Consider the following 26,441-nt stretch of genomic DNA (forward strand, 5'->3'; position numbering starts at 1 on the left):
CTAACTCAGGAAACCGAGATGATCCTTGAGCAGCGCGTACCCGACGAACGAGACGATGTCGAGGATCGAGTGCGCGATGATCAGCGGCAGCACGCGCCCGGTGCGGCGGAAGAAGTACCCGAAGACGAGCCCCATCACGAGGTTGCCGACGAAGCCGCCGAAGCCCTGGTAGAGGTGGTACGAGCCGCGGATCACGGCGCTGGTGACGATCGCCGGCCACGGGCCCCAGCCGAGGTCGCGCAGCCGGGTCAGCAGGTAGCCGATCATCACGACCTCTTCGAGCACCCCGTTCTCGACGGCCGAGAGGATCAGCACCGGCACCGACCACAAGTGCTCGCCGAGCGCCTCTGGCACGATCTGGGCGCTGACGCCGAGCTGCCGGGCCGCCCACACCAGCCCGAGCCCGGGCAGCCCGATGAGCGCGGCCATCCCGGCCCCGCGCAGCAGATCCCCGCCGGGATGGCGCGCGTCCAGCCCGATCGCGAGGTCTTCGTGCGCCTTGTGCAGCAGGTGTACCGCGAGCAGCGCCGGCACCACCCCGAGCCCGATGCCGGCCAGCTGGTAGAGCAGGTCGAGCCAGGGCCGGTCGGCGACCACCGTCGGGTTGAGGGTCGCGGTCTGCTCCGACAGCGGCTTGACGTACGTCAACCGGTCGATGATCTTGAGGATCGAGTAGATCGCCGAACTGCCGAGCGAGACGCCGAGCACGAGCAGGATTTCGGCCCGGACGCCCCGCTTCTCGATCACGCCGTCACTGTACTGGCGAAATCCTGCGAGACGGGCGGGCGGTCACCGCACCTTGACCGCCCGCCCGCGCTCACCAATCACCGAAGGCGTCGTACTTGATCCGGATCGCCGGCACCTGCATCTCGGCGAGGGTCCGCAGGGTCGAGCGCACCATCGTCGGGGAGCCGGAGACGAAGAAGTCATGGTCCCGCCACGGCCCGTACCTGGCGACGATGTCCGAGACGTTGCCGTGCTCGCCCGGGAAGTCCGGGTCGTCGCTGGTCGCCGCGACCACCGACAGCCACGGGTAGCGGGCCGCCAGCCGGTTGAGGCAGGCCAGGTCGTAGAGGTCGTCGCGGTCCCGGGCGCCGAAGAACACGTGCACCCAGCGGGTCCGGTTGGCGCGGGTCATCTCCTCGATCAGCGCCTTGATCGGGGCGAGGCCGGTGCCGCCCGCGACACAGACGATGTCGCGGGTCGAGCGGCGGTCCAGCGTCATCTGGCCCATCGGGGCGCCCAGGCGGATCATGTCGCCGGGCTGCACCCGCCGCACCAGGGCGGAGGAGACCCAGCCCGCGCCGATCGCGCGGACGTGGAAGTCGAGGGAGCCGTCCTTGCGCGGCGCGTTCGCGACGGAATACGCGCGCCACAGCCGCGGCTGGTACTTGGTCTCGACGCTGACGTACTGCCCGGCCCGGAACTCCAGGGGCTGCATCGGCCGGCAGGTGAGCACGGCGATGTCCCGGCTGCGGCGCTCGTGGTGGAGCACCTCGGCGTGCCAGTAGGGCGGGTTGCTCGAGTCGGCCTCGGCGCCCGCGATCATCTTCGACGCGATCAGGGCGTAGCCGTCGCGCCAGGCCTGGTCGAACTCGTACGTCCACTGGTCGCCGCCGTAGGTGCGCAGGGCCTCCAGCAGCGCCGTACCGACGACCTCGTAGTGCTCCGGCTGAACGTGGAACTTGCGGTGGTCACGGCCGAGCGAGCTGAGGTACTCCTCGAGGTGCTCCGGGTCGTCGACCGTCTGCACCGCCTTGACGATGGCGCCCAGCAGGCGGGACCGCTGGACATCCATCTGCACCGGAAACAGGTCCCGCAACTGCGGGTTGTTGAGGAACATGCGCGCGTAGAAGTAGCTGGCGAGCTTGTCCTGCTGTTCCTCGACGAGTGTCCAACTCTCCTTCAGTAATCGCGAGAGATTGCTCATCGGTGCCCTTCGTCGTCAACGTAGGTGCCGTCCGCGAATCAGCGTCGCGACCTGCGATGACCACGCATCGCACTGAGTGTGCGACGAGGCGTGTCCGGGGTCGATATTCCCCTCGACGCGCCGACTGACGGCCCTGGACATGCCGGACATGTCCCACCGGTTCGGGTGTTTCGGACGCTTCTTGAGTAGCGTTCCGCCAGCTTTTTGAGTGGTGACACGCCCGAACTTGAGCGCCGGACTCCGCCGAACGGCGGTGTCGCACCGACTGTCCGGCTACCCCGGCGCGGCAATGCGACGGTGAGGCGCAGGCGTCCGCAGCAACCGGAGGTGTACCGTGCCGACCCTGTCCGACCGCGAGGTCCTCACCACGCTGGACGAGCGAATGCAGAGCTTCGTCCGCCGCCAGGAGATGATGTTCGTCGCCACCGGCGAACCGGACGACGGGCACGACTGCACCTTCGTCACCGGCGGGCCGGGCTTCGTCCGCGTGCTGAGCGTGAATCGCCTCGCGTGGCCGGAGTTCGACGACACGAGCCTTTCCGGCGCCATCGACGACATTCGCCGGGACCCGCGGATCAGCCTGTTGTTCGTCGACTTCGCCCGCGGCGCGATCGGGCTGCACGTCAGCGGCCTGGCGAAGGTCCTCGACGACGGTGCGATGCGCCGCGCGTACCGCCGGCTCAACCTCGACCCCTCCCTCGAACTGGTCGCGGACCGCCGGCCGACCCGCTGGATCACCGTTTACGTTGCGGAGGCATACCTGTCGGCGCCCGGCGAACTCGACTGACGACCAGCCTTATGGTGCGTTTTGTTTCACCCTGAGAATCGCACGCATTCATTCACGTTCAGCGAGACCTAAAGGGGTTCACACCCGGCTCACAGCCACGCACACTGGGTGGATGGCTGTGAGCCGGGCCGACGCATTTCCGTCTTCGCACCCGTACGATTCTTCCCCGCCGCGGTCCCGCCAGACCGCGGCTTTTTGCGCGCCCGGCCCGCGCCCATTCACGTGGCGATTCGGTAACCCGCCCCTGAAGGAGCAGCGATGACCAGCGACGTGGCTGACGACCGGAAGACCGCGCCGATCCCGAAGCCCCTGCGGGCGATCCGGCCGATCGGCACTCCTCGCGGGCCCGGAAGGCCCACGCCCCGGCCGAGCGAGGTGATGGCGGCGCTCGGCATCGTGCAGCTGGGCGACCCGGTGCTCACCACGGCCACCCGCCCGTTCATGCTGCCGGACGAGCGCGACGAGGTGCTGCGCATCCTGGACCGGCTGACCGCGGTCGCCGACGCCGTCCAGCGCGTGCACGACTTCACCACCGGCGCGATGGGCCTGGCCGCGCCGCAGATCGGCGAGCCGCGCTCGGTCGCGATCTTCCGCGCCGCCGGCGAGGCGCAGCTGGCGCTCATCAACCCGCAGGTCGTCGAGGTCGGCCCGGCCGGGACGCCGGGCTGGGAGGAGACGACCGAGGGCTGCCTGAGCTTCTTCGACTTCCGCTGCACGCTGCGCCGGCCGCGCTCGGCGGTGATCAGCTACCTGACCCCGGCGGGGGACGAGGCGATCGCGACCTTCGACCGCGGCCGGCTGGCCCGCGACGTGCTGCACGAGGTCGACCACCTCAGCGGCGTGCTGTGCATCGACCACGTGGAGCCCGGCGCGCCGGCCGTCTCGATGGCATGACGTACGAGAAGAACCGCCCCGGCTCTCGTCGGGGCGGTCGGTTCTCACGCGGACAGCTGGTGCCCCACGTCGTTGTCGGCCCAGTCGTCGGGCTCCTCGACGGCGCCCTCGGGCCGGCTGCCGCGGAAGCGCCACTCCAGCCGGTAGTAGTCGTGCAGCGTGGCCGCCTCGGTGTGCCAGGAGAAGACCGCGCGCCCGTCCTCCGACAGCTCCTGCGTGATCGGCGTGCGCAGCGGCACCTCCTCGGCCGACAGCGACGTCTGCACGCCCCAGACCACCGGGCGCATCCGGGCCGGGAACTCGACCTCGACCGTGAGGTGCCGGGTCGGCAGGCGGATCGCCCGCTCGAACCAGTTGCCCCACTTGTCGATGCCGATGTGCCAGGAGTACGCGATGGTGGTGCGCTGCCCGGGGTACAGCGGGAAACGCCCCTGTGCGTTCTCGAAGAGCAGCCAGAGCTCCTTGAGCGTGTCGCGGTCGGTCTTGGCCCGCCACTCCATCGGCTCACCGGCGCACGAGGCCACCAGCGACAGCTCGTCGAGCGAGAGCGGGTGGTCGTGGTGGTGGCGATTGGAGCGCGCCGGGTCGTCCGGGTAGCGGTCGACCGAGATCCGCACGAGGTACCGCGTGATCGGCTCCGTGCCGGCGTTGTACAGCGCCCGGCGGACCGTGCAGCGGTACTTCCCGTCGACGTACGACAGCCGGGCGGTCTCCCGCTCGACCACGAGTCCGGTCCCGGGCGGTAGCCACTGGTCCGGCACCGGCGGGTCACGCCCGGGCACCCCGACCCGGCTGCGCGCGGTCGCCCGCAGTTCGTCGTACTCCTTGTACCGCTGCCAGACCTGCCCGTTGCTCTGCAGGATCGCCTCGGCGCGGCGCGCGAAGTCCTCGGTCGGCCGGTGCCGGCCGGCCTCGACGTGGCTGACGTAGGAGGCGTCGAACCCCATGGCGGCGGCGAGCTGCTTCTTGGACATGCCGCGCTCGACGCGCCACCGCGCAAACTCTGCGACGAACGCCTCCGACGCCCGCTGCACGGGAGAGGGGTCGCTCGTGGTCATTGTCCGGTCCAGCCCTACAGGGAGACGGCCCCTGTCCGGTTAGTGTCCCCGAGTCCGACTGTCGACCAGGCCAGCCCGACGGATTCCTGACAAAATGGTTGACACCACCGCGACATCGGTCTTGATCAACCAATTTCGGTCACCACGTGCCGCTCGCCCGTAACGCAAAGTCACGAAAGGCAGGTCACCGACACCCTCGCAAGGTAGGGTGGTTAGGCTTACCTAAGGGCTGTATGGTGGGCGCTTGGCAGGCACTTCTGGGGGTACGCAACGGTGGTGAGCACCAGCCACGCGCTGACGAACGGCGTAATGACGTCGTTCGGTGTCGCCCTGCCCGGCTCCCGGAACGGCGACCCAACGTGACCGCCCTCATCAGCCGCGAGGGGGTGGAGCCGTTGGCCCCGGTGCTCGCGACCCTCTCGACCCTGCGGCACCGCCACGGCAAAGATTCACTCCAGGGACTGGCCCCCGGCCTGGTCCTGCCGGACCCCACCCCGCCCCGCACCTCCGGCCCAGCCGCCCCCGACTCCCACGCCCCGCTCACCAGCCCGGCCGGTCCCGCCACCCACGCCCCGCTCGCTGGCCCGGCCGTTCCCGCCTCGCTCGCCGGCCCGGCCATCGCCGCTCCTCACGACTCGCTCGCCTGGCGCCCGGCCTGCGAGCTCGACGTCACCGACTTGCTCGACACCGCGGCCCGCCGCTGGAGCGCCCAGCCCCACGCCGCGGCCGCCCTGGCCTGGAAGTGCTACTCCTACTGGTGCGCACTGCCGGCGGTCCTGGGCTTCGCCGCCTCCCGCCGGGTCCCGCTGATGACCCCGGACAACGTCCTCGTCCGATACGGCGACAGCCAGCCCTTCCTGACCCTGGCTCTGCGCCACCCGGTGACCGCGGTCCTGGCCACCGACCCGATCGTGGCGACCGACGCCCCGGGCCTGCTGATCGTCGACGACGAGACCGAACTGCTGGGGGTGCTGCGCCGCTCCCTGGTCGACGCCCACCTGAACCCCCTGCTGGAGGAGTTCCGCAAGCGCGCCCGCATCGGGCGGCGGACGCTGTGGGGCTCGGTCGCCTCGGGCGTCGCCTACGGCCTGTCCCGCGCCGCCGACTCCCTGCCGGGCCCGACCCTGGAGATCGCCGAGCGGCTGCTGACCGCCCTGGACGCGGAGGACCTGGTCGACCTGACCCCCCGCGCGGGCGGCGGCCTGGACATTCAGCGCCGCACCTGCTGCCTGGCGTTCACGCTGCCGACCCCGAAGGTCTGCACGACCTGCTGCATCCGCTCACACTCTTAAGTTTTTCCTGACCCCCGTGGCTTCGCGCGCGGGCGCGTCCGCGATGCGACCGCACTCGTTGGCGGCGTTCGCGCCGCTGTCGGGGCGAGTCGGCGGCCGGGGCCGATGACCCGTGAGCGCAATGCCTCGGCGGTGCGATTCCGCTTTCATCCACCACGCTACAGGACCCATCCAAATCGCCTTCAAGATCTGCTGGCGGAGCGTAATCACGCCATCACAGGCACCCGGGGACGTTTCATGAGCTGCACTCGGTGGGTACAGCGCCTAGGTTGAATCACATCACTGAGCCGATCTCCTCCACGCACGCCGGGCGCATTCGTCTCGGCGATCATCTTTGCCTGCCCTTCGCCAGCGACGTCGAGCAGCGTGAGGTCGTTTCCGCGTACATCGCCGACGGGCTGCGGCGGGGTGAGCGGGTGCTGTACTTCTCGGACCGCACCAGGCCCGACGCCATCGACGCGTGGCTCGGGCCGCGCGGGGTCGACGGCGCGCTCGCGATCGCGCGCGGGCAGCTGGAGGTTCGCCCGGCCGAGGGCGGGTTCGACCCCGCGGAGGTGGTCGGGGGCATCCGGCTCGCCGTGCGCGACGCGCGGGCGGCCGGGTTCCAGGGGCTGCGGCTCACCGGGGAGATGAGCTGGGCGCTGCGGGGCGTCCCGGGCACGGTGCGGCTGCACGAGTACGAGACCGGCGTCGCCTCGACCGTGGTGGACTCCGGGGATCTGGCAGCGATCTGCCAGTACGACGAACGGCTCTTCGAGAAGGCCGACATCACGGGTCTGGTGGCGGTGCACCACGGTGTGGTCCGCATCGACCCGCTGCACGACGACCGGCGGCTGCGGATCGTGCCGACGTATTCGCCGCGCGGGCTGCGCATCACCGGGACCGTCGACGACTCGACCGCGGCGCCGCTCGCCGAGGCGCTCGCACACGCGGCGGAGTGGCCGGCCGGGGAGCCGCTGCTCGTGCTCGACCTGGCCGGGGTGGCGTTCATCGACGTGGCCGGCATCCGGGCGCTGGTGCGCTTCGCCGAGTCGCTCGCGCCGCAGCGGCGGGTGCAGGTCAGCGGCATGCCGGCCGCGATGCGCCGGGTGCTGCACATCGCGAACTGGACAGCCTTCGAGGACCGGGACGAAGCGCCGTGAACCTGATCCACCAGGCCCTCGTCTTCGACTCCGCCGCCGCGTTCCTCGCCGCCGCGGTGCCGTTCGTGACCGAGGGCGTGCACCGCGGCGACACGGTGCTGGCGATCACCTCGGCCGCCAACGAGGAGCTCCTGCGCGAGCATATCGGCGGCACCGCGGAGCACGTCACGTTCCTGTCGGCGGTGGATTGGTTCGACTCGCCCGGCCGCACGCTGGACGCGCACCACCGGCGCATCGACGCCCTGCCGGGGACGACGGGAATCCTGCGGGTGCTCAGCGAGCCGGTCTGGGAGGGCCGGGACCCGCTGGAGACGTCGGAGTGGGGGCGCTACGAGTCCGTACTGAACGTCGCCCTGGCGGACGCGCGGGCCTGGCTGATGTGCGGGTACAGCAGCCGCAGCCTGCCCACCGCGATCGTCGACGACGCCCGGCGGACCCACCCGGCGCTCGCGGTCGGCGCCCAGAGCGAGGCGAGCATCGCCTACGCCGACCCGGCCTCCTACTACGCCGAGCACAACGGCCCCCTCCTGCCCCGCCCGGGCGAGGGCGTCGAACGGCTCGCCGATTTCGCGGACATGGCGCCCGTACGGCAGTTCGTCGCCGACCACGCGACGCGCCTCGGCGTGCCGGCGGAGCGCCTGGCCGACTTCGCCCTCGCCGTGAACGAGGTCGCCACCAACGCGGTGCGCCACGGCGCCGGCCACGGCGATGCGCGCCTGTGGGCGACTGACCGCCGGGTCATCTGCGAGATCACCGATCCCGGCCGGGCCACGGACAATTTCCTCGGCTTTCTGCGTGCCGATCCGGGCGGCGGACAGGGGCACGGACTCTGGATCGCCCGGCAGATCTGCGACCTTCTGGAAATGCGCACCGGTTCCGGCGGGACAACGGTCCGCCTGCACATCCGGCGCAGTTCCTGACGCATTGCCGGGCGCCATTTCTCAGTACTTACTCAAAGCACCTTGGCATCGAGCATGCGCACCATCAGCGGACCTGTCCGGCTCCTCGGGCGCACCGCGGCGTACCCCGCTGGATGGACGAACCGCCGGCCTGAGTAGTTGGATCCGGGCGATGAGCGATTTCAGCGCGGACTTCGAGCTCGACGGCGAGCCGGAGCGGGAGTTTCACGCCGGGGCCGCCCGGCGGATGGCCCACAAGACCGTGGCCGGCGGCGCGATCGTGCGCGACCCCGCCGGACGCATGCTGTTCGTGGTGCCGAACTACAAGCCCTTCCTGGACATTCCGGGCGGAATCGTGGAGACGGGCGAGTCGCCGTCGGCCGCCTGTGCCCGCGAGGTGTTCGAGGAGATCGGGCTGCACCTTCCCGTCGGCCGGCTCCTGCTGGTGGATTGGACGCCGGGCCGGGGCCCGTGGAGCGATCAGGTGCAGTTCGTCTTCGACGGTGGCGTGCTCGATCCGGACGAGGCCGAGATACGCCCGGCCGAGAATGAACTGACCGGCTTCCGATGGTCATTTCTCGACGACGCGCGCACCGATCTGCGCCCCTCGATGTTCCGGCGCCTGACACTCGCATCGAAAGCAATCAGCGCAGGTCAGACCCTGCACGCCGAGTTCGGATACTTACTCAGTCCCGGCTGAGGTGGTACTCACCTTCTAACAGGGGAATCCGGACGGTCGCCGTACCCGGACTGTTCGTGGTCTAACGATTGCGTCGTGGCCCACGCACACTCTGTGGCGTGAGTATTCGCCACACCCACCACGAGATGACCCACGGGGAACCGGAAACATGATGCCACGCCACCCGAAGGTTCTGCGCCAGACGGAAGAGGACGGGTACATCCCGCGGCACGCCCGCGATCTGCGCAACACCCGCAACGACCTCGACCTGCGCGACGGCCCCGACCCGAAATCCGCCGACGGCGACGGCGACCCACAGGAGGACGGCTGACCTGCGGCGGGGCGGCACCCGGCCACCCCTGCCGCAGCGGAACGCCCCGGTCTCAGCCCGAGGTCAGGGCCGATACCGGGGCGTCAGGAGCCGGACCGGGCGTCCGGTCAGTCGTCGAGCCAGTCCAGGGGGCGCCGGTTGCCGCCACCGCGCTGGCCCGACGAGCGGGCGTCGTCGTAGTCGCCACCGCCGCCGTTGCCCGGGCCGTAGCCGCCGCGCTGCTCGTACTCCCCGCCGCCGCCGTTGTAGCCGTTGCCCGCGCGGGGCGGCTCCGGGACGCGCTCGTAACCGTCGCGCTCGTAGCCCGCGGCCGGCTCGTAGCCGCCGCGTGGTTCGTAGCCACCGCGGCCCGCATGCGGCCCGTCGTCGTAGCCACCGCCACCGCCCGGTCCGCCCGGACCATAACCGTTGCCAGCGCCCGGTCCGCCCGGGCCGTAGCCGTTGCCGGCGCCCGGTCCTCCTGGGCTGCCCGGACCATAGCTGTTGCCAGCGCCTGGGCCGCCTGGGCCGCCTGGGCTGCCCGGACCGTAGCCGTTGCCAGCGCTCGGGCCGTAGTCGTCGCTGTACCCGCCGCCCTGGCCGCCGCCGGGGCCATAGCCGCCACGGTCGCCGCCCGGGCCGCCGTATCCGCCGCCCGCGGACGGGCCGTCGTAGCCGCCGCCATTGCCGGGGGCACTGCCGGGGCCGTAGCCGCCGCGGTCGCCGGGATCGTAACCGCCACCGGCCGAGGGGCCGTCGTAGCCGCCACGGTCGCCGGGTCCGTAGCCCCCGCGATCGGCGCCCGGCCCGTAGCCGCCGCGCTCGCCGCCCGAGAAGCCGCCGAGCGTCGCGGGCGGGGCCTCGTAGCCGCCACGGTCGCGCGGGTCGTAGCCGCCAGGGGCACCCTGACCGCCACCCTGGCCGTAGGCGCCGCCGGACTGGGCGTCGTAGGCGCTGGTGGCCGGCGCGTCGTAACCGCCGCGCTCACCGTAACCGCCGGCCGCGCCGGAGCCGTAGCCGCCGGCCGAGGGGCCGCCGTTGTTGTTGTACCCGTTGTTGCCGCCGTAGTTGTTGCCGCCGGTGCCGGGCTCGTAGCGCTGGGTCGCCTCGCCGTAGCCGCCGGCGCCGGCGTTGTAGTCCGGCGCATACGGGTCGACGGGCGGGCGCGAGGACGGCCCGTAGCCGGCGCCCGGGCCGGCACCGGGGCCGCCGCCATAGCCGCCGCTGGCAAAGCCGGCGCGGTCGTCGTAGCCGCCCGCGGACGGGTAGCCACCGGGGCCGGGCGGAGGCGCGCCATACGGGTCCGGGGGCACGTCGTCGAAGCCGCCGGGGCCGGGGCGCACGATCGCGGTCGCGTCATTGGCGTTGCCCCGGCTGATCATCGTCGGGGCCGCGCCCGCGCCCATCGCGCCGACCATCGTCGGGTCGGCCTGCGGGCGGTAGCCGGGGCGCTGACCGGGCCCCTGGCCGGGGCCGCCGCGGCGCGGGTCGTCGTCGCCCTCGTCCTCGTCGTCGTCATCGCCGCGGCGGCGCAGCAGCAGCACGATCGCCACGATGCCGAAGCCGACCAGGAGTACGCCGAGCGCGATGAGGATCCAGGAGACCCCGCCGCTGCTGTCGTTGGAGGCGTTGTTCGTCGCGGTGTTCTGCGGCACGACGCCGCCGGACGAGGCGTCACCGGTCGCGAACGCGTCACCCGCGGACGGCGGCGGTACCGGCGAGGCGGAGTCGGCCAGGACGGGCAGGCCGAGCTTCACGCCGGTCGTGGCCTTGCCGGCCGTCCCGGTGACGTCCTTCTCGAAGTTCTCGTATCCGCTCGCGCCCGCCGACACCGTCATCGTCCCCGGCGCGATCGGGTTGGACCCGGAGCCGACGAACCGGAACGTCCCGTTGTCGAGGCTGGTCATCTGGCGCCGTTTCTGCGCGCCGTCCTCGAGCACGACCGTCGCGCCCTTGATGCCCTTACCGGTCCCCGAGTCGGTGATGGTGCCGGAGACCTCGGTCACGGTGACCGCCGTCGACGCCGCCGAGGTCGGGGCCGCGGCCTGCGCCTTGAGCGTCACGTTGAACGGCTTGGTGTCCGAGCCGCCGTCGGTGACGATCACCTGGCCGCCGCCGGACCGGCTCTGCCCGGCCGGGACGTTACTCTGCCCCGGCGGCTGGACGCCGACCGGGAGGTTCTTGGTCGCACCCGCCGCGAGCGTGTCGATATGGCAGGTCAGGTGCGTGCCGCTCCCGTCGCAGCCCGATGGCTTGCTGGAGACCGACACCTGCAGGTCGCCCGGCAGGTCGATGGTCAGCGAGACCCCGCCGCCGATCGGGCCCACGTCGCCGTCGCCGGTGTTCTTCACCGCGACGTTGACGGTTTGCGCTCCACCGCCTACGGTCAGCGTCACATCGTTGGCACTGACCGTAATATTGGGGCCGGGTGCCGCGACCACAGGTGTTGATATGCCCAACAGAGCGCTCGCCGCCAGAACAGCCACCGCCCCCGCTCTGAGCAGCAGGGCTCGTCGGTGCGCAGTCACGTCCACACCCCTCCGGATCTTGACCTTCACCCGAGCGTCGCTGCCGAGCATGTCCGTCTATGGTCCAACACGCGAGCGAGACTCGCCTTGCATGGTGCGCCGCCGCAAACTATGCCCTGTCCGGAGGGGTCGGCGAAACCCGCCGAGTGTTGCGAGCCGCCCACAGGCGGTCGTATCGTCCGCTTATGTCCACTCCGCACCGATATTCCGGCACGGTGCAAACCGTCCTACATGCACTGGACGACGGGGTCGATCCGGACCGTCCCGCCCTGCGCGACGCCGTCCGGGAACTCCTGGCCGACCTGCGGACACGCGCACCCGGACGTTCGGTGGAGGTCCGCATTCCTCCGTACGGCGCGATTCAGTGCATCGAGGGGCCAAGACATACGAGAGGTACGCCACCCAATGTCGTCGAGACCGACCCGACCACGTGGGTCGAGATCGCCACGGGTCGGAGATCTTGGCACGAAGCCGTCATGGCGGGGAAGATTCGTGCGAGCGGGGTTCGGGCGGATTTATCCGATTATCTACCCTTGTAGCACAGCAAACCGCCCAGCCAGCTGCTACCAACAGCCTTCGATACGTCGCTCTGCGTCATGCCCGAAACCTCGCGTACACTGTTCCCCGCGACGACGACCCAGCGTGTGGCGTAGAAGCGCCGCCGGCCGGACGGCCCGGGTCAACCTGAGAGCCATCTTCCCGCCACCACACACAAGGTTCTTCACTCAGCCACCCCAAGGCAACTGCGACGACAGGAGCGGCAAGTGCCCCGAGGCGATGGCCGGTTGAGCCACGAGCTCGACCCCCAGCGTCCAGGTCCCCAGGACAAGTGCGGTGTGTTCGGCGTCTGGGCGCCGGGCGAAGAGGTCGCGAAGATGACCTACTACGGGCTGTATGCACTGCAGCACCGTGGGCAGGAGGCGGCCGGCATCGCGGTGTCCGACGGATCCGGTGTGGTGGTCTACAAGGATCTCGGCCTGGTGTCGCAGGTCTTCGACGAGCCGACCCTGGCGAGCCTGCGTGGCCACATCGCGATCGGCCACGCGCGCTACTCGACGACCGGCGGCTCGACCTGGGAGAACGCCCAGCCGACGCTGCGCTCGACCCGCGGCGGTGGCGACCGGGCGGGCACGACGATCGCGCTGGCGCACAACGGCAACCTGGTCAACACGGCCGAGCTCGCGCGCCGGGTGGCGGAGCTGCCCGACATGGAACCGGACGCGATCAACGCGACGAACGACACCGCCCTGGTGACGGCCCTGCTCGCCGCGCGCCCCGACCTGTCGGTCGAGGCCGCCGCGCTGGAGGTGCTGCCGACCCTGCGCGGCGCGTTCAGCTTCGTCTTCATGGACGAGGACTCTCTCTACGCGGCGCGCGACGTCAACGGCGTCCGCCCGCTGGTGCTCGGACGCCTCGAGCGCGGCTGGGTCGTGGCGAGCGAGACCGCGGCGCTGGACATCGTCGGCGCGAGCGTGGTCCGCGAGATCGAGCCGGGCGAGCTCATCGCGATCGACGAGCACGGGCTGCGCTCCAGCCGCTTCGGCACGCCCGACCCGAAGGGCTGCCTGTTCGAATACGTCTACCTCGCCCGCCCCGACACGACCATCTCGGGGCGCAACGTCCACGCGGCCCGCGTCGCCATCGGGCGCACGCTGGCCCGCGAACACCCGGTCGAGGCCGACCTGGTGATCCCGGTGCCGGAGTCCGGCACGCCGGCCGCGATCGGCTACGCGACCGAGTCCGGCATCCCGTTCGGCCACGGCCTGATCAAGAACGCCTATGTCGGGCGCACCTTCATCCAGCCGTCCCAGACCATCCGCCAGCTGGGCATCCGACTCAAGCTCAACCCGCTGCGCGACAACGTGCGCGGCAAGCGGCTCGTCGTCGTCGACGACTCGATCGTGCGGGGCAACACCCAGCGCGCGATCGTACGCATGCTGCGCGAGGCCGGCGCCATCGAAGTACACGTGCGGATCTCCTCCCCGCCGGTCAAGTGGCCCTGCTTCTACGGCATCGACTTCGCCACCCGGGCGGAGCTGCTCGCGAACGGCCTCGACCTCGAGGGCATCCGCCGCTCCATCGGCGCCGACTCCCTCGGCTACGTGTCCCTGCCCGGCCTCGTCGCGGCCACCGAGCAGCCGGCCACCCGGCTGTGCGGCGCCTGCTTCGACGGGCATTACCCGATCGAGCTGCCGGCCGACAACGTGATCGGCAAGCACGTGCTGGAAGGCGTCGCGCGCGCCGCCGGAGCCGCACCGACCACGAATGACGGCGGCGTGGCGAGCGTCGCCGCCAGCGTGGGCGGTTCGGGCGCGCTGCTGCGCCCGTGACCCGCCCACCCGAGACATACCGCGGTGGCCGCCCGCCGCAAAGGCAATCAAAGGGGAGAAAGTGACGCACGTGGATGAGCGCGCCGACAAGGCCGGCCAGACCGGTCAGGGCAGCACCCCCGAGCGGCAGTTGTGGACGGCCGGCAACGGCCGGGGCCGCCGAAAGACCGTGACGTATGCGGACGCGGGTGTGTCGATCCACGCCGGCGAGCAGGCCGTCGAGCTGCTGCGCACCAAGGTGCACCGGACCCACCGGCCCGAGGTGATGGGCGACATCGGCGGCTTCGCGGGGCTGTTCCGGCTCGACCTCAAGAAGTACAAGAGCCCGATCCTCGCCTCCTCGACCGACGGTGTCGGCACGAAGCTGGCCATCGCGCAGACCATGGGCATCCACGACACGGTCGGCATCGACCTGGTCGCCATGGTCGTCGACGACCTGGTCGCCTGCGGTGCCGAGCCGCTGTTCCTGCTCGACTACATCGCCTGCGGCGAGGTCGTGCCGGACCGGGTCGCCGAGATCGGCGCCGGCATCGCCGACGGCTGCCGCTACGCCGGCTGCGCGCTGCTGGGTGGCGAGACCGCCGAGCACCCGGGCGTGATGCGCCCCGACGAGTACGACATCTCCGGCACCGGCGTCGGCGTCGTGGAGGAGGACGCGATCCTCGGCCGCGACCGGGTCGAGGTCGGCGACGCGGTGATCGCCCTGCGCTCCACGGGCCTGCACTCCAACGGCTACTCGCTGGTCCGCCACGTGCTGCTCGGCGCCGGCCGGATGCGCCTGGACTCCGTCATCGACGAGTTCGGCAAGCAGCGCACCCTGGGCGAGGAGCTGCTCACTCCGACCCGCATCTACGCCAAGGACTGCCTGGACCTCATCAAGGAGGCCGACATCCACGCGTATGCGCACGTGACCGGCGGCGGCATCCCCGGCAACCTGGTCCGGGTCCTGCCCGAGCACCTCGACGCCGTCGTGGACCGCTCCACCTGGCGGCCGCAGCCGATCTTCGAGCTGGTCCGGACCAAGGGCCGCATCGAGGACTCGGAGATGGAGAGCACCTTCAACATGGGCATCGGCATGATGACCGTCGTCTCCGCCGAGGACGCCGACCGCACCCTGGCCTTCCTGGCCGGCCGCGGCCTGGACGCGTGGCAGGTCGGCGAGGTCATCGAGGGCACCGGCACCGTGCAGATGGTCGGCTCACACACCCGCGGCTGAGCCGCGGAACGAAACTTACGACGCGGGGGCGGCCGCCGGGACAACCGGCGCCGCCCCCGGACGCGTTCTTAAGAACTGAGCGGGTGTCGGAATAGGCGGGTACGGAGAAACTCGATCAACTGGGGCTTACCGCGGCGCGGCGTTGGACCTAGGCTGAAGCGACACGTCCCTACACCCAAAAGGAGGACGGGGCGGTGTCGTGGAGCGGCATGCAAGGCATCTCGCCGGTCCCCGGCTATGTGGTCATGCAGCCGACGACCCTGTGCAATCTTGACTGCACCTACTGCTACCTCCCCTTCCGGTCCCGCAACGACCGGATGAGCCCCGCCGTGGCCGCGGCGGTGGCCGAGTCGGTGAACCCGTGGGCGGCCCGCGACGAGCGCTTCTCGGTCGTGTGGCACGGCGGCGAGCCGCTCGCGGCCGGGCGTGAGGCCCTCGCCGAGCTCATGGCCCCGTTCGCCGGTGTCGAGCACCACGTGCAGACCAACGCGACCCTCATCGACGACGCCTGGTGCGAGTTCTTCGCCGAGCGCGCAGTGCACGTGTCCGTGAGCGTCGACGGGCCGGAGGAGCGCAACGGAGAGCGGGTGAATCGGGCAGGCTCCCCGGCGTACCACCAAATCCTGCGCGGCATCGAGACGCTCCGCCGGCATCGGGTGCCATTTTCGGCGCTCTGCGTGGTCACGCGGCCGCGGCCGGGGCTGGCGGCGGGGCTTTACGAGTACTTCCTCGGGCTCGGCTGTGAGGTCCTCGGGATCAACATCGAGGAGCAGGAGGGCGTGAACGCCCGCGCGAACGCGTTCGCCGCCGATGACGTGCGCGCGTTCTGGGCGGAGCTGGTGGCGGCGTGGCGGCTCGACCCGCGGATCCATGTCCGCGAGATCGAGTGGACGCTGCGATACGCCGGGGCGGTGCTCGCCGGCCGCGCCGACGGCATCCTGCCCGGCGCCCTGGACCCGATCCCGACCATCGCCGCGGACGGACGCGTGTTCCTGCTCTCGCCGGAGCTGGCCGGGTTCACCGACCCGCGCTACGGCGACTTCTCCTCCGGCAGCGTGCTGCAGACCCCGCTGGCGACGATCCTGGCCGGGGCGGCGACGTCGGCGGGGTGGATCCCGCAGTATCTGCGCGGTGTCGAGGCGTGCCGCGCGAGCTGCCCGTACTTCGGCTTCTGCGGCGGTGCCCACGCGGCGAACCGCTACTTCGAGCACGGCAGGTTCGACGGCACCGAGACGAACCACTGCCGCAACAGCAAGATACGCCTTCTGGAGGGAGTACTCGACCATGCCGGAGCATGCTGACCCGGTCACCGAGCGCGTCTACGAGGCCGCGGACGGTCTGCGGGTGTTGCTGGAGGAGGCTGCCGCGGCACGGGCCGCCCGCGCGGAGGCGACCGGCGAGGACGGCGCGAGCGCCGTCTGCGCCTGGAACCACTTCGAGAACATCCCGACGTTCTACAACTGGAACAACCGTCCCAGGTAGAGGTCGCTTGCCAGCCGGCGCGCATGTGGGCAGCGCTCATCGCCAGGTGGGCGCCGGCCTGCTGGCGCGGTCTCCGGCCGGCGCTCATCACCGCACGGCTCGGCGCGGGGGCACCCCTTACATCGGGCGCGGCTGAGCGCCAGCCGTGGCTGGTGATGCCGGACGGAGCGTGACCGCGCCGACGGGTGCGTGGGAACGCCCGGCGGCGGTGGCTACGCCAAGACACCCGCATGGCGGGCCGTCGAGAGAACGACCGCCGTGCGGGTGTGTGAAACACGACTCGGGCACGTGGTTGTCCACGTGCCCGTGAGCCGGGTTGACGCCCGGTCTGGGTCGACCTGCGCGAAGCCAGTCGAGCCAGACTGGGCGACGATGGTCAACGACCCCGTGAGCGCCAATCACCGTCGCTAGAGGGGTCGTCGTAATCGTCCTCGTCGTCAGCCTCTTCGTCGACTCCGTCATACTCGGCGTAGTCGTCGCGTGACTTAGGGCTGCCCGCCGCGAGCTCGCGTTGCAACGCTTCGAGGTCGGTGTTTGGGGAGTGATATTTCAACTCCCTGGCCACCCTAGTCTGCTTGGCCTTCGCACGGCCGCGCCCCATGGCTCGACCCCCTCGCACAGAATTACGGGGCAGCCATTACCGGCAGGCCCCGACAACGTCAGGCATCTCTCGTGGCTCTTACGGTACATGTCGCGGGCACCTTTCGGCATCTCGCCCCTACCGACCATTTCGGTGGCGTTGCTTACCCGACCGGACCGGTCGGGTAACCGACGGGTAAGCACCACCACGGCCGGGAGGTCGTCACGTCCGCTCCGAGCCCCCGCGCATGTCTACACCAAGATGGTACGGAGCCTTCCCACCTCGGCCATCCGCCGTTCGGCGAGCCGATCGGCGGCCAGCGCCGGGGGCACGCCCTCGGCGTCGGCGAGCTGAAGGATCTGCTTGGTGGTGTCGTAGATCCGTCCCGCACGCTCCTTCGCCCGGGCGAAGTTGAAGCCCTCGATCTCGTCGGCCACCTGGATGACCCCGCCGGAGTTCACCACGTAGTCCGGGACGTAGAGCACGTCCCGCTCGGCGAGGAGCTTCTCGACCCCGGGGTGGGCCAGCTGGTTGTTGGCCGCGCCGGCAACGATCTTGGCTCGCAGGAGCGGGACCGTCTCGTCGTTGAGGGCGCCGCCGAGGGCGCACGGGGCGTAGACGTCGATCGGGGCGGCGATCAGCGCCTCGCTGCTGTCGACGAGGTCCACCTGGGGGTGGGTGGACCTGGCCCAGCCCAGCGCCCGCTCGGAGACGTCGGTGGCGACCACCGCGGCGCCGTCCTCGAGCAGGTGGCGGGTCAGGTGCTTGCCGACCTTGCCCAGGCCCGCGATGCCGACCCGGCGCCCGGCGAGCGTCGGGGTGCCCCAGCGGTGCTCGGCGGCGGCCCGCAGGCCCTGGAAGACGCCGTAGGCGGTGAGCACCGAGGAGTCGCCGGCGCCGCCGTGAGACTCGGAGCGGCCGGTGACGTAACGCGTCTCCTTCGCCACGACGTCCATGTCCTGCACGTAGGTGCCAACGTCGCAGGCGGTGTAGTAGCGGCCGCCGAGGGACTGCACGAAGCGGCCGTACGCCCGCAGCAGCGCCTCGCTCTTGTCCTTGTCCGGGTCGCCCCAGATGACCGCCTTGCCGCCGCCGAGGTCGAGCCCGGCGAGCGCGTTCTTGTACGCCATGCCGCGCGAGAGATCCAGGACGTCGTGGAGCGCGTCCTCCTCCGAGGCGTACGGATAGAAGCGGGTCCCCCCGAGCGACGGCCCGAGGGCGGTCGAGTAGACGGCGATGATGGCCCGCAGGCCGGACTGGCGGTCGTGGCAGAACACGACCTGCTCGTGGTTGTTGGTGAAGACACCCATGGATGCTCCCGATGCGAGTCGCGACCCGTCCTCGTGAGACGGAGCTGTTCACGGAGTGGCGGTGGTTCGACCCTAACGCCGACACGTCACCCCGGGATCGAGGGCGCCTTCGCGTCGTTCGGCCGTTTCGTGCGACGATCGGGCCGTGCCGTCGCTCTTCGCGTCATACCTGCGGGTGTACGAGCCGCTGGCCGCCTTCGACCGCGACCACCAGCTGTACTGGCGTCGTTACGTCAAGGAGGGCCGGGCCGTCGCCCTGTCCGACGGTCCGGTCCGCCAGCGCACCGCGGTTCTGGAGGCCCTCGGGGCCGGCTGGACCCGCCTGCCGGCCCTGCCCGAGGAGGCCTACGTCCTGGAGGCGGACGACACGCTGCTCGTCTGCCCGTGGAACCTGCGCATCCGCGTCGCCGAGGCGGCTCTGACGGCCCGCGACGGCGTTCCCAGCGTGATTGCCGACGCGTTCGTACCCCCTGTGCTTGCCGGCCTGGCCCAGACCATCGTCGACGACTGGCGAAGCGGCGACCGAGTCCTCGAGCGCGGCCTGCCCCGCGTCCACGAGCAGGTCGCCACGTGGGGCGTACCCCTGCGCTGGTTCGTGTTCGTGGACCTGGAGGAGCGGGAGCTGTCCCTGCGCCAGGGCCGGCGCGTCCTGCGTTACCGCACCGAAATCTCGAAGGCCCGCCGCCGCGCGCACCGGGCCTATGCGGTGCTGCGCCGGGCCATAGGAGACGCCCCGATCACCGTCGCCGTCGAGGAAACGGCCCGCTGGCTGGAGGAGTTCCACTCCCGTTCGATCGTGGAGCTCGACTACGGCGGCCTGGTCAACCTGATGTCGGACGAGGCACTGGCGGCGGACGACTCACCCGGACTGGTGTCGGCGGGCTTGTCGAACGTGGCCCGCGGGGACGCGGACGCGGCGACGGAGACGTACGAGAAGCTCGTCGAGCGGTGGCGTTCGGTGCAGCTGCTGGAGCGCTGCAACTAGGTCTTGGTTCGGGGCGAAGCGCGGTAAATCGGGCGCCTCCGCGCTTGGAGAGACCGACGGCCGTCCAGGGTCGCGCCCGTCGTGGCGGCGCCTCGGCGCTCGACCTGCCGCAATACGGGCGCCCATTGTGGGGGATTTTTGTCGGATTTGTCGCCCGACGGGGCATAGGAGCGGCCGTCGGTCGGGTCATGGCCGCTCGTGTTCTCGGTGTGCGGCCGGGACCCGACTGGGGGCGCGACTTCGACGCCACCGAAGATGCCAGCCAGGAGGCGGGAACGGTGCGGCCGGGCCCGCCGTCGACCACAGGCCACGGGCTACAAGGCCGTGGGTAACAGGCCATGGCATGGCGACAAGCCACAGGTCACGGGCCACAGGCCACGGCCACGGGCCACGGCCACGGGCCACGGCCACGGGCCACGGCCACGAGCCACAGTCACGGTCACGGTCACGGTCACCAGCCACAGTCACGGCCACGGGCCACAGGCCCACGGCCACGGGCCGATTGATTGGGCCGCTGGCCGGGCTGTCGTCGAGCTAGCGGAACCCGTGCCGGCGAACCCTTCCCGGGTCGCGCCCTCCAGCATTGTCAGGATTTATCACCTGGCGGGTCATAAAAGCACCGCCAGCGGATCAAGATCGAGCTTCGCCGCGCCGACGCGCAGAGTTTTGGGGCGGACTGCGGATGCATTCTCAGTCGCAGCTCGGCATGACGATTGGCGTCCCAGCACTGTCGAGCCGTGGCCCGTCGACCTGTGCTTCGAGTCTCGAAGATCCGGATCGCGGGGAGCGGGATTCTTCGTCCGGCCGCTCGGGCCATTGGTCTCGGTAAACCCCGGGCGGCAGGCGCGTCACGGGTGCCGGGCGAGCCGCCAGCCGCCCGGGGCCGTCGACGCCGGCAGAACCCGGAGCCATGCGCTCACGGGCGCTCGGCGACCCGCCAGCACTCCGGGCCGGTGACCCCACAGACTCCAGGACCGTGCGCGTCACGGACGCCGGGCGACCCGCCAGCACTCCGGGCCGGTGACCCCACAGACTCCAGGACCGTGCGCGTCACGGACGCCGGGCGAGCCGCCAGCACTCCGAGCCGGTGACCCAACAGGCCCCAGAGCCGTGCGCGTCACGGGTGCCGGGCGAGCTGCCAGCACTCCGGGCCGGTGACCCCAACAGGCCCCGGAGCCGTGCGCGTCACGGGTGCCGGGCGGGCCGCCAGGTACTCGGGGCCGTTGAACCCGGCGGGAGCCGGAGGCATGTGCGTTATGAACGGCGGGGGAGGCGGGTTGGTTGTCGCGGCCGGAGGCCGGGGGTTCTTGGCGGCGCGGGCGTGGCAGAGAGGCCGGCCGCGGCCGAACGGTGTCTCGCGGGAGGGACGGTCCGCAAGTGACGCGGGCCCGAGTCAAGAGGTTGACGATGCTAAATGTCCGGTTCGTCACCCACCCGATCGAGTGTCACCCACGGCAACCGAATCGCACCCGAACGATGTCCGTTATGACTAATTGGATCAGTTTTGTGGGCTACCCGTCACCCCGGAGAGTGAGCTAGATTCGTGGTGGATCGCTCACCCTCCGTCAAAATGAGTCCCCTTTTATCCCATTTCGTGGCATCAAAATGGGAAAATTCACTTATTCATCATCCGTCCATACAGGGACCTGTAGCCGTTCGGCCCATGTCGGACATCGGGGACTAGCCGGACCATAGGAAACGCGTCGACCGGCGGGACCCCGGCCGGCGTTCCTGGGTACCTGTGGAGGAGTGACCGATGCCATCTCGAACGCATGAACCTGAGCCGTTGCTCACGCCGGCTGAGGTCGCGTCGATGTTCCGCGTCGACCCGAAAACCGTCACCCGCTGGGCGAAGGCGGGCAAGCTGAGCGCCATTCGTACGCTCGGTGGCCACCGGCGCTACCGCGAGTCGGAGGTACGGGCCCTGCTCCAGGGCCAAATCCCCACCCAACGCCAGGGCGACTGACGCAGACAGTACATCGCGTCACCCCCCAGCGCCAAACGACACGCTTCTTTCCGCAACGCGCTCGGATCGTCACCCCCCGGTGATCCGAGCGCGTTGCTTTGTGTTCACCCAGATGCGTTGCCTGGCAAGGGAATCCGGCGTTCAGACCAGCGTGATGCGAAGGCCGACCGTGGCATCGGCGCCCCGGCGGCGGATGCTCGCCCAGACGAACAGGCGACCCTTCAGGCCGTACTTACGCTTGATGAGCTCGCGTGCCGCGACACCGCCCTCGGGGCCGAGGATCTCGGCGTGCGCGGAGACCGGGTCGCCCTTCGGCTTGCCGCGAACGTTACACGGCGCGACCGTCACGTGACCGTCGCGGCGGATGCGCTTGACCTTGCCGGAGTCGCCCACGGTCCAGACCATGAGCGCGTCACCGTCGCGCGCGGCCCACACCGGCGTGGGCACCGGGGTGCCGTCCCGGCGAAACGTAGTGACCAGCAGATACTCTTCCTCGCCCAACTGCTCCGCGGTGGCGGGAGTGTCCGTCATACGACACACCGTACGAGCACCGCAACCCCCAACGGGTCCATCACACGCCAGAGTGACGGGGAGTTACTCTGATGGTCCAGCCCAATCCCCTCCGGAGATCGTGATGAAGCTGTCGATCCTGATGCCGGTCTACAACGAGGAAGTGCGCGTCGCCGACGCCGTCAAGCAGGCACTCGACGTGAACTACCCGACCGAGATCGAACTCGTGATCGTCGATGACGGCAGCCGTGACCGCACGGCCGAGATTCTCGGCGGGATCCGCGACGAGCGACTGCGCGTGGTCGTCCACCCGCGCAACCGTGGCAAGGGCGCGGCGATCAAGACCGCGGTCGAGAACGCGACCGGTGACTACATGGTCATCCTCGACGCCGACCTCGAATACGACCCGCAGGACATCCCGAAGCTGCTCGAGCCGGTGCTGGACGGCCGGGCCACGGTCGTCTACGGCAATCGGACATTCGGCAGCCACAGCTCCTTCTCGTTCTGGTATGTCATGGGCAACAAGGCCGTCACGACCGCCGCGAACATGCTGTACAACTGCTACCTCGGCGACCTCGAGACGTGCTTCAAGCTGATGCCCGTCTCGCTCTACCGCTCGCTGCAGGTGCGCTCGGCCGGCTTCGGCATGGAGGCCGAGGTGACCGGCAAGCTGCTGCGCAACCGCCACCGGCCGTTCGAGGTGCCGATCTCCTACCGCGCCCGCACCCGCGAAGAGGGCAAGAAGATCACCTGGAAGGACGGGGTCGAGGCGCTGTGGATCCTGTCCCGCGAACGCGTCCGCAAGCCGTCCCGCAGCATTTGAGCCGCCCGAACGACCTGCTCAGCATCGGGGAACTGTCCGCCCGCAGCGGCGTCGCCCCGTCCGCGCTGCGGTTCTACGAGAAGCTGGGGCTGATCCAGGCAACCCGCACCGGCGGCAACCAGCGGCGCTACGAGCGCACCCAGTTGCGCCGCGTCGCGTTCATCCGCATCTCCGCCCAGGTCGGCGTGCCGTTGGAGACGATCAAGGAGGCGCTCGCCTCCCTGCCGGCCAACCGCACACCGACCAAGGCCGACTGGGCCCGCCTCTCCGCCGGCTGGCGCACCCACCTCGACGAGCAGATCGAGCTCCTCGAACGCCTCCGCGACACGCTCACCGGCTGCATCGGCTGCGGCTGCCTGTCGCTGAAGACCTGCCGCCTGGTCAACACCGACGACCGCCTCGCGACCAAGGGCTCGGGCCCGGTGATCCTCACACGGCCGTGAGCAGGATCTTCCCGAAGTGCTCGTTCGACTCGAGCAGCCGGTGCGCCTCCGCCGCCGCGGTCATCGGGAACCGCTCGTCGATCACCGGCCGTACCATGCCCTCTTCGACCAGTGGCCAGATCTCCTCGCGCACCCCGCGCACGATCGCGGCCTTCTCCGCCGCCGAACGAGCCCGCAGCGTCGTACCCGCCACCAGCGCCCGCTTCACCAGCAGCTGGCCGAGGTCCAGCTCGCCCCGCCGCCCGCCCTGCAGGCCGATGACCACGAGCCGCCCGCCCGCCTTCAGGGCGTCGACGTTCTGCTTGAGATACCCGCCGCCCATGATGTCGAGCACCACGTCGGCCTGGGTAATCTTGCTGAAGTCCTCGGCCGTGTAGTCGATGACCCGGTCCGCGCCCAGCTCCAGCAGCCGCTGATGCTTCCCGGCCCGCGCCGTGGCCACGACCTCCGCGCCAAGGGCCTTCCCCAGCTGCACCGCGAACGTGCCGATCCCGCTCCCGCCACCGTGCACCAGCAGCGTCTCGCCGGGCTGGAGCCGCGCGAGGTCCACCACGTTCGAGAACACGGTCGCGGCAACCTCGGGCAGTCCGGCCGCTTCGATCAGATCGACATTTTTCGGTACTGGCAGCAGCTGCCCCGCTGGCGCCAGCGCGAGCTGCGCGTAGCCCCCTCCGCCCAGCAGCGCACAGACCTCCTGGCCCACCTGCCAGCCGTGAACCCCCTCGCCGAGCGCTCGAACTCGCCCGGAGACCTCAAGGCCCGGGTACGGCGGGGCATCCTTGGGCGGCGGATAGTTCCCCTGCCGCTGCAGCGCGTCGGCCCGGTTGACGCCCGCGGCCACCACCTCGATGAGCACCTCGCCGGCGGCGGGGGCCGGGTCCGGCACCTCCGTCCAGCGCAGCGCTTCGGGTCCACCGGGCCGCTCGATCGTGATCGCATGCACGCCTCCATCATCGCGGTTGCCACCACGGATGCCACCGCTGGACGTCCCATCCACGCCGGTCCTGATGCCACCGGTGCCGCCCGATCCAGCTGCCGTCCTGATCCGTGTCCTGGCCTGCGGTCGGTTCCTCGGCCGGGTTCTCCGCCGGGCCCCCTGCTGGCTCCTCCACCGGCTCCTCCACGGGCTCCTCTGCTGGCTCTTCGCTGGCCGGAGCCGGGGCCGGGTTCTTGGTGGGGATCGCAACCGAGGTGCTACCTGGAGTCGTGCGAGGCCGAGCGGGGGAACTCTCGCCACGTTTTCCGGACGTGTCCGGATTTTTGATGGTACTTCCGGGCGAAGCGCCCACCGGCCCACCGAGATCGAGGATGGGCACTGGCGCGGCCGGGACGGTACCGACGGCGAGCGGCCCATTGGCATCGCCCCCGCCCGCCCGGGGCGTGGCCACCGGCATGGCAAACCCCCCGTCCCGCGCGGCCGGCGCCGGCGCCTTCGTGTGGGGGTCGTACCCGGCCACCCCGACGATCACGCCGAGCGCCGCGACCCCGACCCCGCCCACGACAAGCCCGGCCAACGAGGGCCGGAGAATCCGCCGATGCCGGGTGACGTACGGCGCCCGAGGATCGTTGAAGAAGAGGTGCACTGGTCCCATCCCCCGTCCGAGATGCCCTAGACCCCGAGTCTGCGCAGCTCAGACGCTTTGGGGTGGCATTTGCCCCACTATGTCCCAGGGTTCACCGTCCAGCGGTCCCTCACCCGGCCCCGAGACACCACCCGAACGACCTCCCTCACGTGGGTGACAGAGTGGGACGAGCGGCGATCTGGCACACTTAACGTCGTTGCGCTGGAGGGCTCGCCTAGTGGCCGATGGCGCCGGTCTTGAAAACCGGTGAGGCGTTCCGCGTCTCCGTGGGTTCGAATCCCACGCCCTCCGCCAGTGATCCGCCAAAACGCCCGCTGAGCAGCTCGAACGCCACCCAACGGGCGTCTCCGTCAATCGGCCCGCCATCTCGCTGGATCTCACCGAAACCCGCTGCGGCCCGCTGGTTGTGCATGAGCCGTGCATGAGATCGCGCCCGACCAAGCAATGGCCGGGAGACCAGAGTCTGATGCGATCCTCGTCACGCCTCGTCCTGGTAGGGTGCTCGTCCGTCATCGACACACGACTTGGACACCCCAGTGAATCTTGATTCCTACACAATGGATTGGCTGGACGGACAAACCCGGGCTCCTTCCCGGGATGATCCCGACCGTCACGACAAGTTCGACCCATACCGGGAGGCGATGCAGCGCGTAACTGAGGTCTTCCTGGCGCTCGGCAAAGCTGGGCGCATCGATCTCGCCGAGCAAGTTCTGCGGGATGAGCGTCGTCGGTTTGGCGGTACAGAACGAATGAGCTACGCGCAACTCGCCGCCGCAACTGCAGTGTTGGCTGGCGATGCCGGGATCCGGATGCTGGCGGAAGTTGCTCTCGACGACAGCTACAAGAACTGGGCAAACTACGGGATCGAAGCTCTATGGCTCGCGGCATCCAACAAACGACTACCGGCGGAGGGCTACGCTTCTTCCGCCTCAGAGGTTCATTTCGAGATTCCCAGCGCGATTCGCGCAAAAGCGCGAGCGACGCTTGACGAGCTGATTGTCAATTCCAAAGAGGACAAAGCGCTATTTGCAAAAATTCTGACGCTCGCAAGCCTGGAAGCAAACAAGAACCAGGTTGTGGGCGGCGTTAATGACTTCACCGAACACGTAATGAAGGTTTTGGCGGCTGGCTCCATCGCAGTGCCCGCGTCTATTCTTGACGACTTTGAAGCACTGGTTTCAAAGAATTTGCCTGAGGAACGATATCAGGAATTCCTCAAGACTCACCCGACGGTGCTCGATCCCCTAGCCGCAGAGGTCATTCCCAAGCATCGACTGGGGACCGAGTATGTCACTGATTTCGTAATCCGCCGCCACGACCTGCGGTACCTCGTGGTCGAAATTGAGAAACCCCAAGATCGAATCTTCAACTCAAGCGACGATTTTACGCGTGAGTTCTCGCACGCTCTTGGACAGGTACTTGACTTCCAGGGCTGGGTAGCGGAGCACGGGGAATATGCTCGAAGCTCCTTACCAAACATCGAGAACCCGCGCGGCTTGCTGGTTATTGGAAGACGGTCGGCGCTCACTGCTCGTCAAGAAAGCAAGCTTCGACGTTGGAGTATCAACAGTAACTTGATCGACGTCGTAACATTCGACGATCTAGTAACGTCCGGTCGACAGCTACTCGGCAGCCTCCGCGCCCTAATTCAGTAGACACCGATGCCACGCGCCAACGGTCCACCGTTGTGGTGT

Annotated in this window: 23 protein-coding genes, 1 tRNA gene and 2 pseudogenes; 18 read left to right on the plus strand and 8 right to left on the minus strand. The window is 69.9% G+C overall.

The window, feature by feature from the left end; genetic code table 11:
- Together ACQPY0_RS56700 and ACQPY0_RS56705 are read right to left on the minus strand one after the other, a co-directional pair.
- Complete coding sequence (locus tag ACQPY0_RS56700) at positions 1-747, minus strand: CPBP family intramembrane glutamic endopeptidase (protein WP_432981494.1); 747 nt, start codon at positions 745-747, stop codon at positions 1-3.
- 70 nt (positions 748-817) lie between these two features.
- On the minus strand, positions 818-1,930 hold the full coding sequence (locus ACQPY0_RS56705; protein WP_432981497.1) for a globin domain-containing protein: 1,113 nt from the start codon (positions 1,928-1,930) through the stop codon (positions 818-820).
- Positions 1,931-2,264: 334 nt separating this feature from the next.
- Between ACQPY0_RS56705 and ACQPY0_RS56710 the strand changes: the two genes are divergently transcribed.
- Positions 2,265-2,717: a pyridoxamine 5'-phosphate oxidase family protein gene (locus ACQPY0_RS56710; RefSeq protein WP_432981500.1), complete on the plus strand. Its 453-nt coding sequence runs from the start codon at positions 2,265-2,267 to the stop codon at positions 2,715-2,717.
- Positions 2,718-2,975: 258 nt separating this feature from the next.
- On the plus strand, positions 2,976-3,611 hold the full coding sequence (locus ACQPY0_RS56715; RefSeq protein WP_432981503.1) for a peptide deformylase: 636 nt from the start codon (positions 2,976-2,978) through the stop codon (positions 3,609-3,611).
- Between the two features lie 89 nt (positions 3,612-3,700).
- Here the strand turns inward: ACQPY0_RS56715 and ACQPY0_RS56720 are convergent.
- Positions 3,701-4,669, minus strand: a pseudogene (locus ACQPY0_RS56720) (helix-turn-helix domain-containing protein); the annotation flags it as partial.
- Positions 4,670-5,028: 359 nt separating this feature from the next.
- On the opposite strand from ACQPY0_RS56720, the gene ACQPY0_RS56725 reads away from it, so the two are divergent.
- The 5 genes from ACQPY0_RS56725 to ACQPY0_RS56745 all read left to right on the plus strand — a co-directional run bounded on the left by ACQPY0_RS56725 (position 5,029) and on the right by ACQPY0_RS56745 (position 9,012).
- Positions 5,029-5,961 (plus strand): IucA/IucC family C-terminal-domain containing protein, encoded by a 933-nt coding sequence (locus ACQPY0_RS56725; protein ID WP_432981506.1) that lies wholly within the window; start codon positions 5,029-5,031, stop codon positions 5,959-5,961.
- A gap of 269 nt (positions 5,962-6,230) precedes the next feature.
- On the plus strand, positions 6,231-7,103 hold the full coding sequence (locus tag ACQPY0_RS56730; RefSeq protein ID WP_432981509.1) for an MEDS domain-containing protein: 873 nt from the start codon (positions 6,231-6,233) through the stop codon (positions 7,101-7,103).
- A complete protein-coding gene (locus ACQPY0_RS56735; RefSeq protein WP_432981512.1) occupies positions 7,100-8,023 on the plus strand; it encodes an anti-sigma factor RsbA family regulatory protein in 924 nt (307 codons plus the stop codon). Before ACQPY0_RS56730 ends, ACQPY0_RS56735 begins: the two co-directional genes overlap by 4 nt.
- 151 nt (positions 8,024-8,174) lie before the next feature.
- Complete coding sequence (locus ACQPY0_RS56740; protein WP_432981515.1) at positions 8,175-8,702, plus strand: NUDIX domain-containing protein; 528 nt, start codon at positions 8,175-8,177, stop codon at positions 8,700-8,702.
- A 148-nt stretch (positions 8,703-8,850) separates the two neighbouring features.
- The gene (locus ACQPY0_RS56745; protein ID WP_432981518.1) at positions 8,851-9,012 is read left to right on the plus strand and encodes a hypothetical protein; all 162 of its coding nucleotides are present in this window, start codon (positions 8,851-8,853) and stop codon (positions 9,010-9,012) included.
- 107 nt (positions 9,013-9,119) lie between these two features.
- Here the strand turns inward: ACQPY0_RS56745 and ACQPY0_RS56750 are convergent, their stop codons facing one another.
- Complete coding sequence (locus ACQPY0_RS56750) at positions 9,120-11,387, minus strand: carboxypeptidase-like regulatory domain-containing protein (RefSeq protein WP_432981521.1); 2,268 nt, start codon at positions 11,385-11,387, stop codon at positions 9,120-9,122.
- Between the two features lie 317 nt (positions 11,388-11,704).
- On the opposite strand from ACQPY0_RS56750, the gene ACQPY0_RS56755 reads away from it, so the two are divergent.
- The 5 genes and pseudogenes from ACQPY0_RS56755 (at position 11,705) to amcA (ending at position 16,547) form a co-directional block, all read left to right on the plus strand.
- Positions 11,705-12,058 carry a sterol carrier family protein gene (locus ACQPY0_RS56755; protein WP_432981524.1) on the plus strand — a complete coding sequence of 118 codons (354 nt, stop codon included), beginning with the start codon at positions 11,705-11,707 and terminating at the stop codon, positions 12,056-12,058.
- 225 nt (positions 12,059-12,283) lie between these two features.
- Complete coding sequence (gene purF, locus ACQPY0_RS56760; protein WP_432981527.1) at positions 12,284-13,849, plus strand: amidophosphoribosyltransferase; 1,566 nt, start codon at positions 12,284-12,286, stop codon at positions 13,847-13,849.
- 61 nt (positions 13,850-13,910) lie between these two features.
- Positions 13,911-15,065: a phosphoribosylformylglycinamidine cyclo-ligase gene (purM, locus tag ACQPY0_RS56765; RefSeq protein ID WP_432981530.1), complete on the plus strand. Its 1,155-nt coding sequence runs from the start codon at positions 13,911-13,913 to the stop codon at positions 15,063-15,065.
- Positions 15,066-15,274: 209 nt separating this feature from the next.
- Positions 15,275-16,376, plus strand: a pseudogene (gene amcB, locus ACQPY0_RS56770) (cyclophane-forming radical SAM peptide maturase AmcB); the annotation flags it as partial.
- Between the two features lie 33 nt (positions 16,377-16,409).
- Positions 16,410-16,547, plus strand: a complete 138-nt coding sequence (amcA, locus tag ACQPY0_RS56775; RefSeq protein ID WP_432995850.1) for a multiple cyclophane-containing RiPP AmcA — start codon at positions 16,410-16,412, stop codon at positions 16,545-16,547.
- A gap of 376 nt (positions 16,548-16,923) precedes the next feature.
- Here amcA and ACQPY0_RS56780 read toward each other — a convergent pair whose 3' ends face one another.
- Positions 16,924-17,148: a DUF3073 domain-containing protein gene (locus ACQPY0_RS56780; protein ID WP_432981533.1), complete on the minus strand. Its 225-nt coding sequence runs from the start codon at positions 17,146-17,148 to the stop codon at positions 16,924-16,926.
- 230 nt (positions 17,149-17,378) lie between these two features.
- Complete coding sequence (locus ACQPY0_RS56785; protein WP_432981536.1) at positions 17,379-18,437, minus strand: Glu/Leu/Phe/Val dehydrogenase dimerization domain-containing protein; 1,059 nt, start codon at positions 18,435-18,437, stop codon at positions 17,379-17,381.
- Between the two features lie 145 nt (positions 18,438-18,582).
- Between ACQPY0_RS56785 and ACQPY0_RS56790 the strand changes: the two genes are divergently transcribed.
- Both ACQPY0_RS56790 and ACQPY0_RS56795 read left to right on the plus strand, forming a co-directional pair.
- Entirely contained in the window at positions 18,583-19,422 is an 840-nt protein-coding gene (locus tag ACQPY0_RS56790; protein WP_432981539.1) for a hypothetical protein, read from the plus strand.
- 1,756 nt (positions 19,423-21,178) lie between these two features.
- A complete protein-coding gene (locus tag ACQPY0_RS56795) occupies positions 21,179-21,388 on the plus strand; it encodes a BldC family transcriptional regulator (RefSeq protein WP_344610657.1) in 210 nt (69 codons plus the stop codon).
- A 141-nt stretch (positions 21,389-21,529) separates the two neighbouring features.
- Here the strand turns inward: ACQPY0_RS56795 and ACQPY0_RS56800 are convergent, their stop codons facing one another.
- Positions 21,530-21,919, minus strand: a complete 390-nt coding sequence (locus ACQPY0_RS56800; RefSeq protein ID WP_432981543.1) for a PPOX class F420-dependent oxidoreductase — start codon at positions 21,917-21,919, stop codon at positions 21,530-21,532.
- Positions 21,920-22,022: 103 nt separating this feature from the next.
- Between ACQPY0_RS56800 and ACQPY0_RS56805 the strand changes: the two genes are divergently transcribed.
- Together ACQPY0_RS56805 and soxR are read left to right on the plus strand one after the other, a co-directional pair.
- The gene (locus tag ACQPY0_RS56805) at positions 22,023-22,721 is read left to right on the plus strand and encodes a glycosyltransferase family 2 protein (protein WP_432981546.1); all 699 of its coding nucleotides are present in this window, start codon (positions 22,023-22,025) and stop codon (positions 22,719-22,721) included.
- Positions 22,718-23,164 carry a redox-sensitive transcriptional activator SoxR gene (soxR, locus tag ACQPY0_RS56810; RefSeq protein ID WP_432981549.1) on the plus strand — a complete coding sequence of 149 codons (447 nt, stop codon included), beginning with the start codon at positions 22,718-22,720 and terminating at the stop codon, positions 23,162-23,164. The genes ACQPY0_RS56805 and soxR overlap by 4 nt, the downstream gene beginning before the upstream one ends.
- Here soxR and ACQPY0_RS56815 read toward each other — a convergent pair.
- Positions 23,151-24,107: an NAD(P)H-quinone oxidoreductase gene (locus ACQPY0_RS56815; RefSeq protein ID WP_432981552.1), complete on the minus strand. Its 957-nt coding sequence runs from the start codon at positions 24,105-24,107 to the stop codon at positions 23,151-23,153. The two genes, soxR and ACQPY0_RS56815, sit on opposite strands and share 14 nt — an antisense overlap.
- Positions 24,108-24,950: 843 nt before the next feature.
- On the opposite strand from ACQPY0_RS56815, the gene ACQPY0_RS56820 reads away from it, so the two are divergent.
- Both ACQPY0_RS56820 and ACQPY0_RS56825 read left to right on the plus strand, forming a co-directional pair.
- Positions 24,951-25,041 (plus strand) — tRNA-Ser (locus tag ACQPY0_RS56820).
- A gap of 242 nt (positions 25,042-25,283) precedes the next feature.
- Positions 25,284-26,402, plus strand: coding sequence for a Shedu immune nuclease family protein (locus ACQPY0_RS56825; RefSeq protein WP_432981555.1), 1,119 nt, complete (start codon positions 25,284-25,286; stop codon positions 26,400-26,402).
- The last annotated feature ends 39 nt before the right edge of the window (positions 26,403-26,441 follow it).

The sequence above is a fragment of the Dactylosporangium sp. CA-233914 genome, assembly GCF_050942935.1.
Classification (GTDB): domain Bacteria; phylum Actinomycetota; class Actinomycetes; order Mycobacteriales; family Micromonosporaceae; genus Dactylosporangium.

What these genes read in the sequence shown, in the direction of transcription:
- ACQPY0_RS56795 (WP_344610657.1), top strand. Translation starts at nt 21,179, where the DNA reads ATGCCATCTCGAACGCATGAACCTGAGCCGTTGCTCACGCCGGCTGAG.
- ACQPY0_RS56755 (WP_432981524.1), top strand. Translation starts at nt 11,705, where the DNA reads ATGTCCACTCCGCACCGATATTCCGGCACGGTGCAAACCGTCCTACAT.
- ACQPY0_RS56785 (WP_432981536.1), bottom strand. Translation starts at nt 18,437, where the DNA reads ATGGGTGTCTTCACCAACAACCACGAGCAGGTCGTGTTCTGCCACGAC.
- ACQPY0_RS56805 (WP_432981546.1), top strand. Translation starts at nt 22,023, where the DNA reads ATGAAGCTGTCGATCCTGATGCCGGTCTACAACGAGGAAGTGCGCGTC.
- ACQPY0_RS56745 (WP_432981518.1), top strand. Translation starts at nt 8,851, where the DNA reads ATGATGCCACGCCACCCGAAGGTTCTGCGCCAGACGGAAGAGGACGGG.
- ACQPY0_RS56705 (WP_432981497.1), bottom strand. Translation starts at nt 1,930, where the DNA reads ATGAGCAATCTCTCGCGATTACTGAAGGAGAGTTGGACACTCGTCGAG.
- ACQPY0_RS56780 (WP_432981533.1), bottom strand. Translation starts at nt 17,148, where the DNA reads ATGGGGCGCGGCCGTGCGAAGGCCAAGCAGACTAGGGTGGCCAGGGAG.
- ACQPY0_RS56800 (WP_432981543.1), bottom strand. Translation starts at nt 21,919, where the DNA reads ATGACGGACACTCCCGCCACCGCGGAGCAGTTGGGCGAGGAAGAGTAT.
- ACQPY0_RS56715 (WP_432981503.1), top strand. Translation starts at nt 2,976, where the DNA reads ATGACCAGCGACGTGGCTGACGACCGGAAGACCGCGCCGATCCCGAAG.
- ACQPY0_RS56740 (WP_432981515.1), top strand. Translation starts at nt 8,175, where the DNA reads ATGAGCGATTTCAGCGCGGACTTCGAGCTCGACGGCGAGCCGGAGCGG.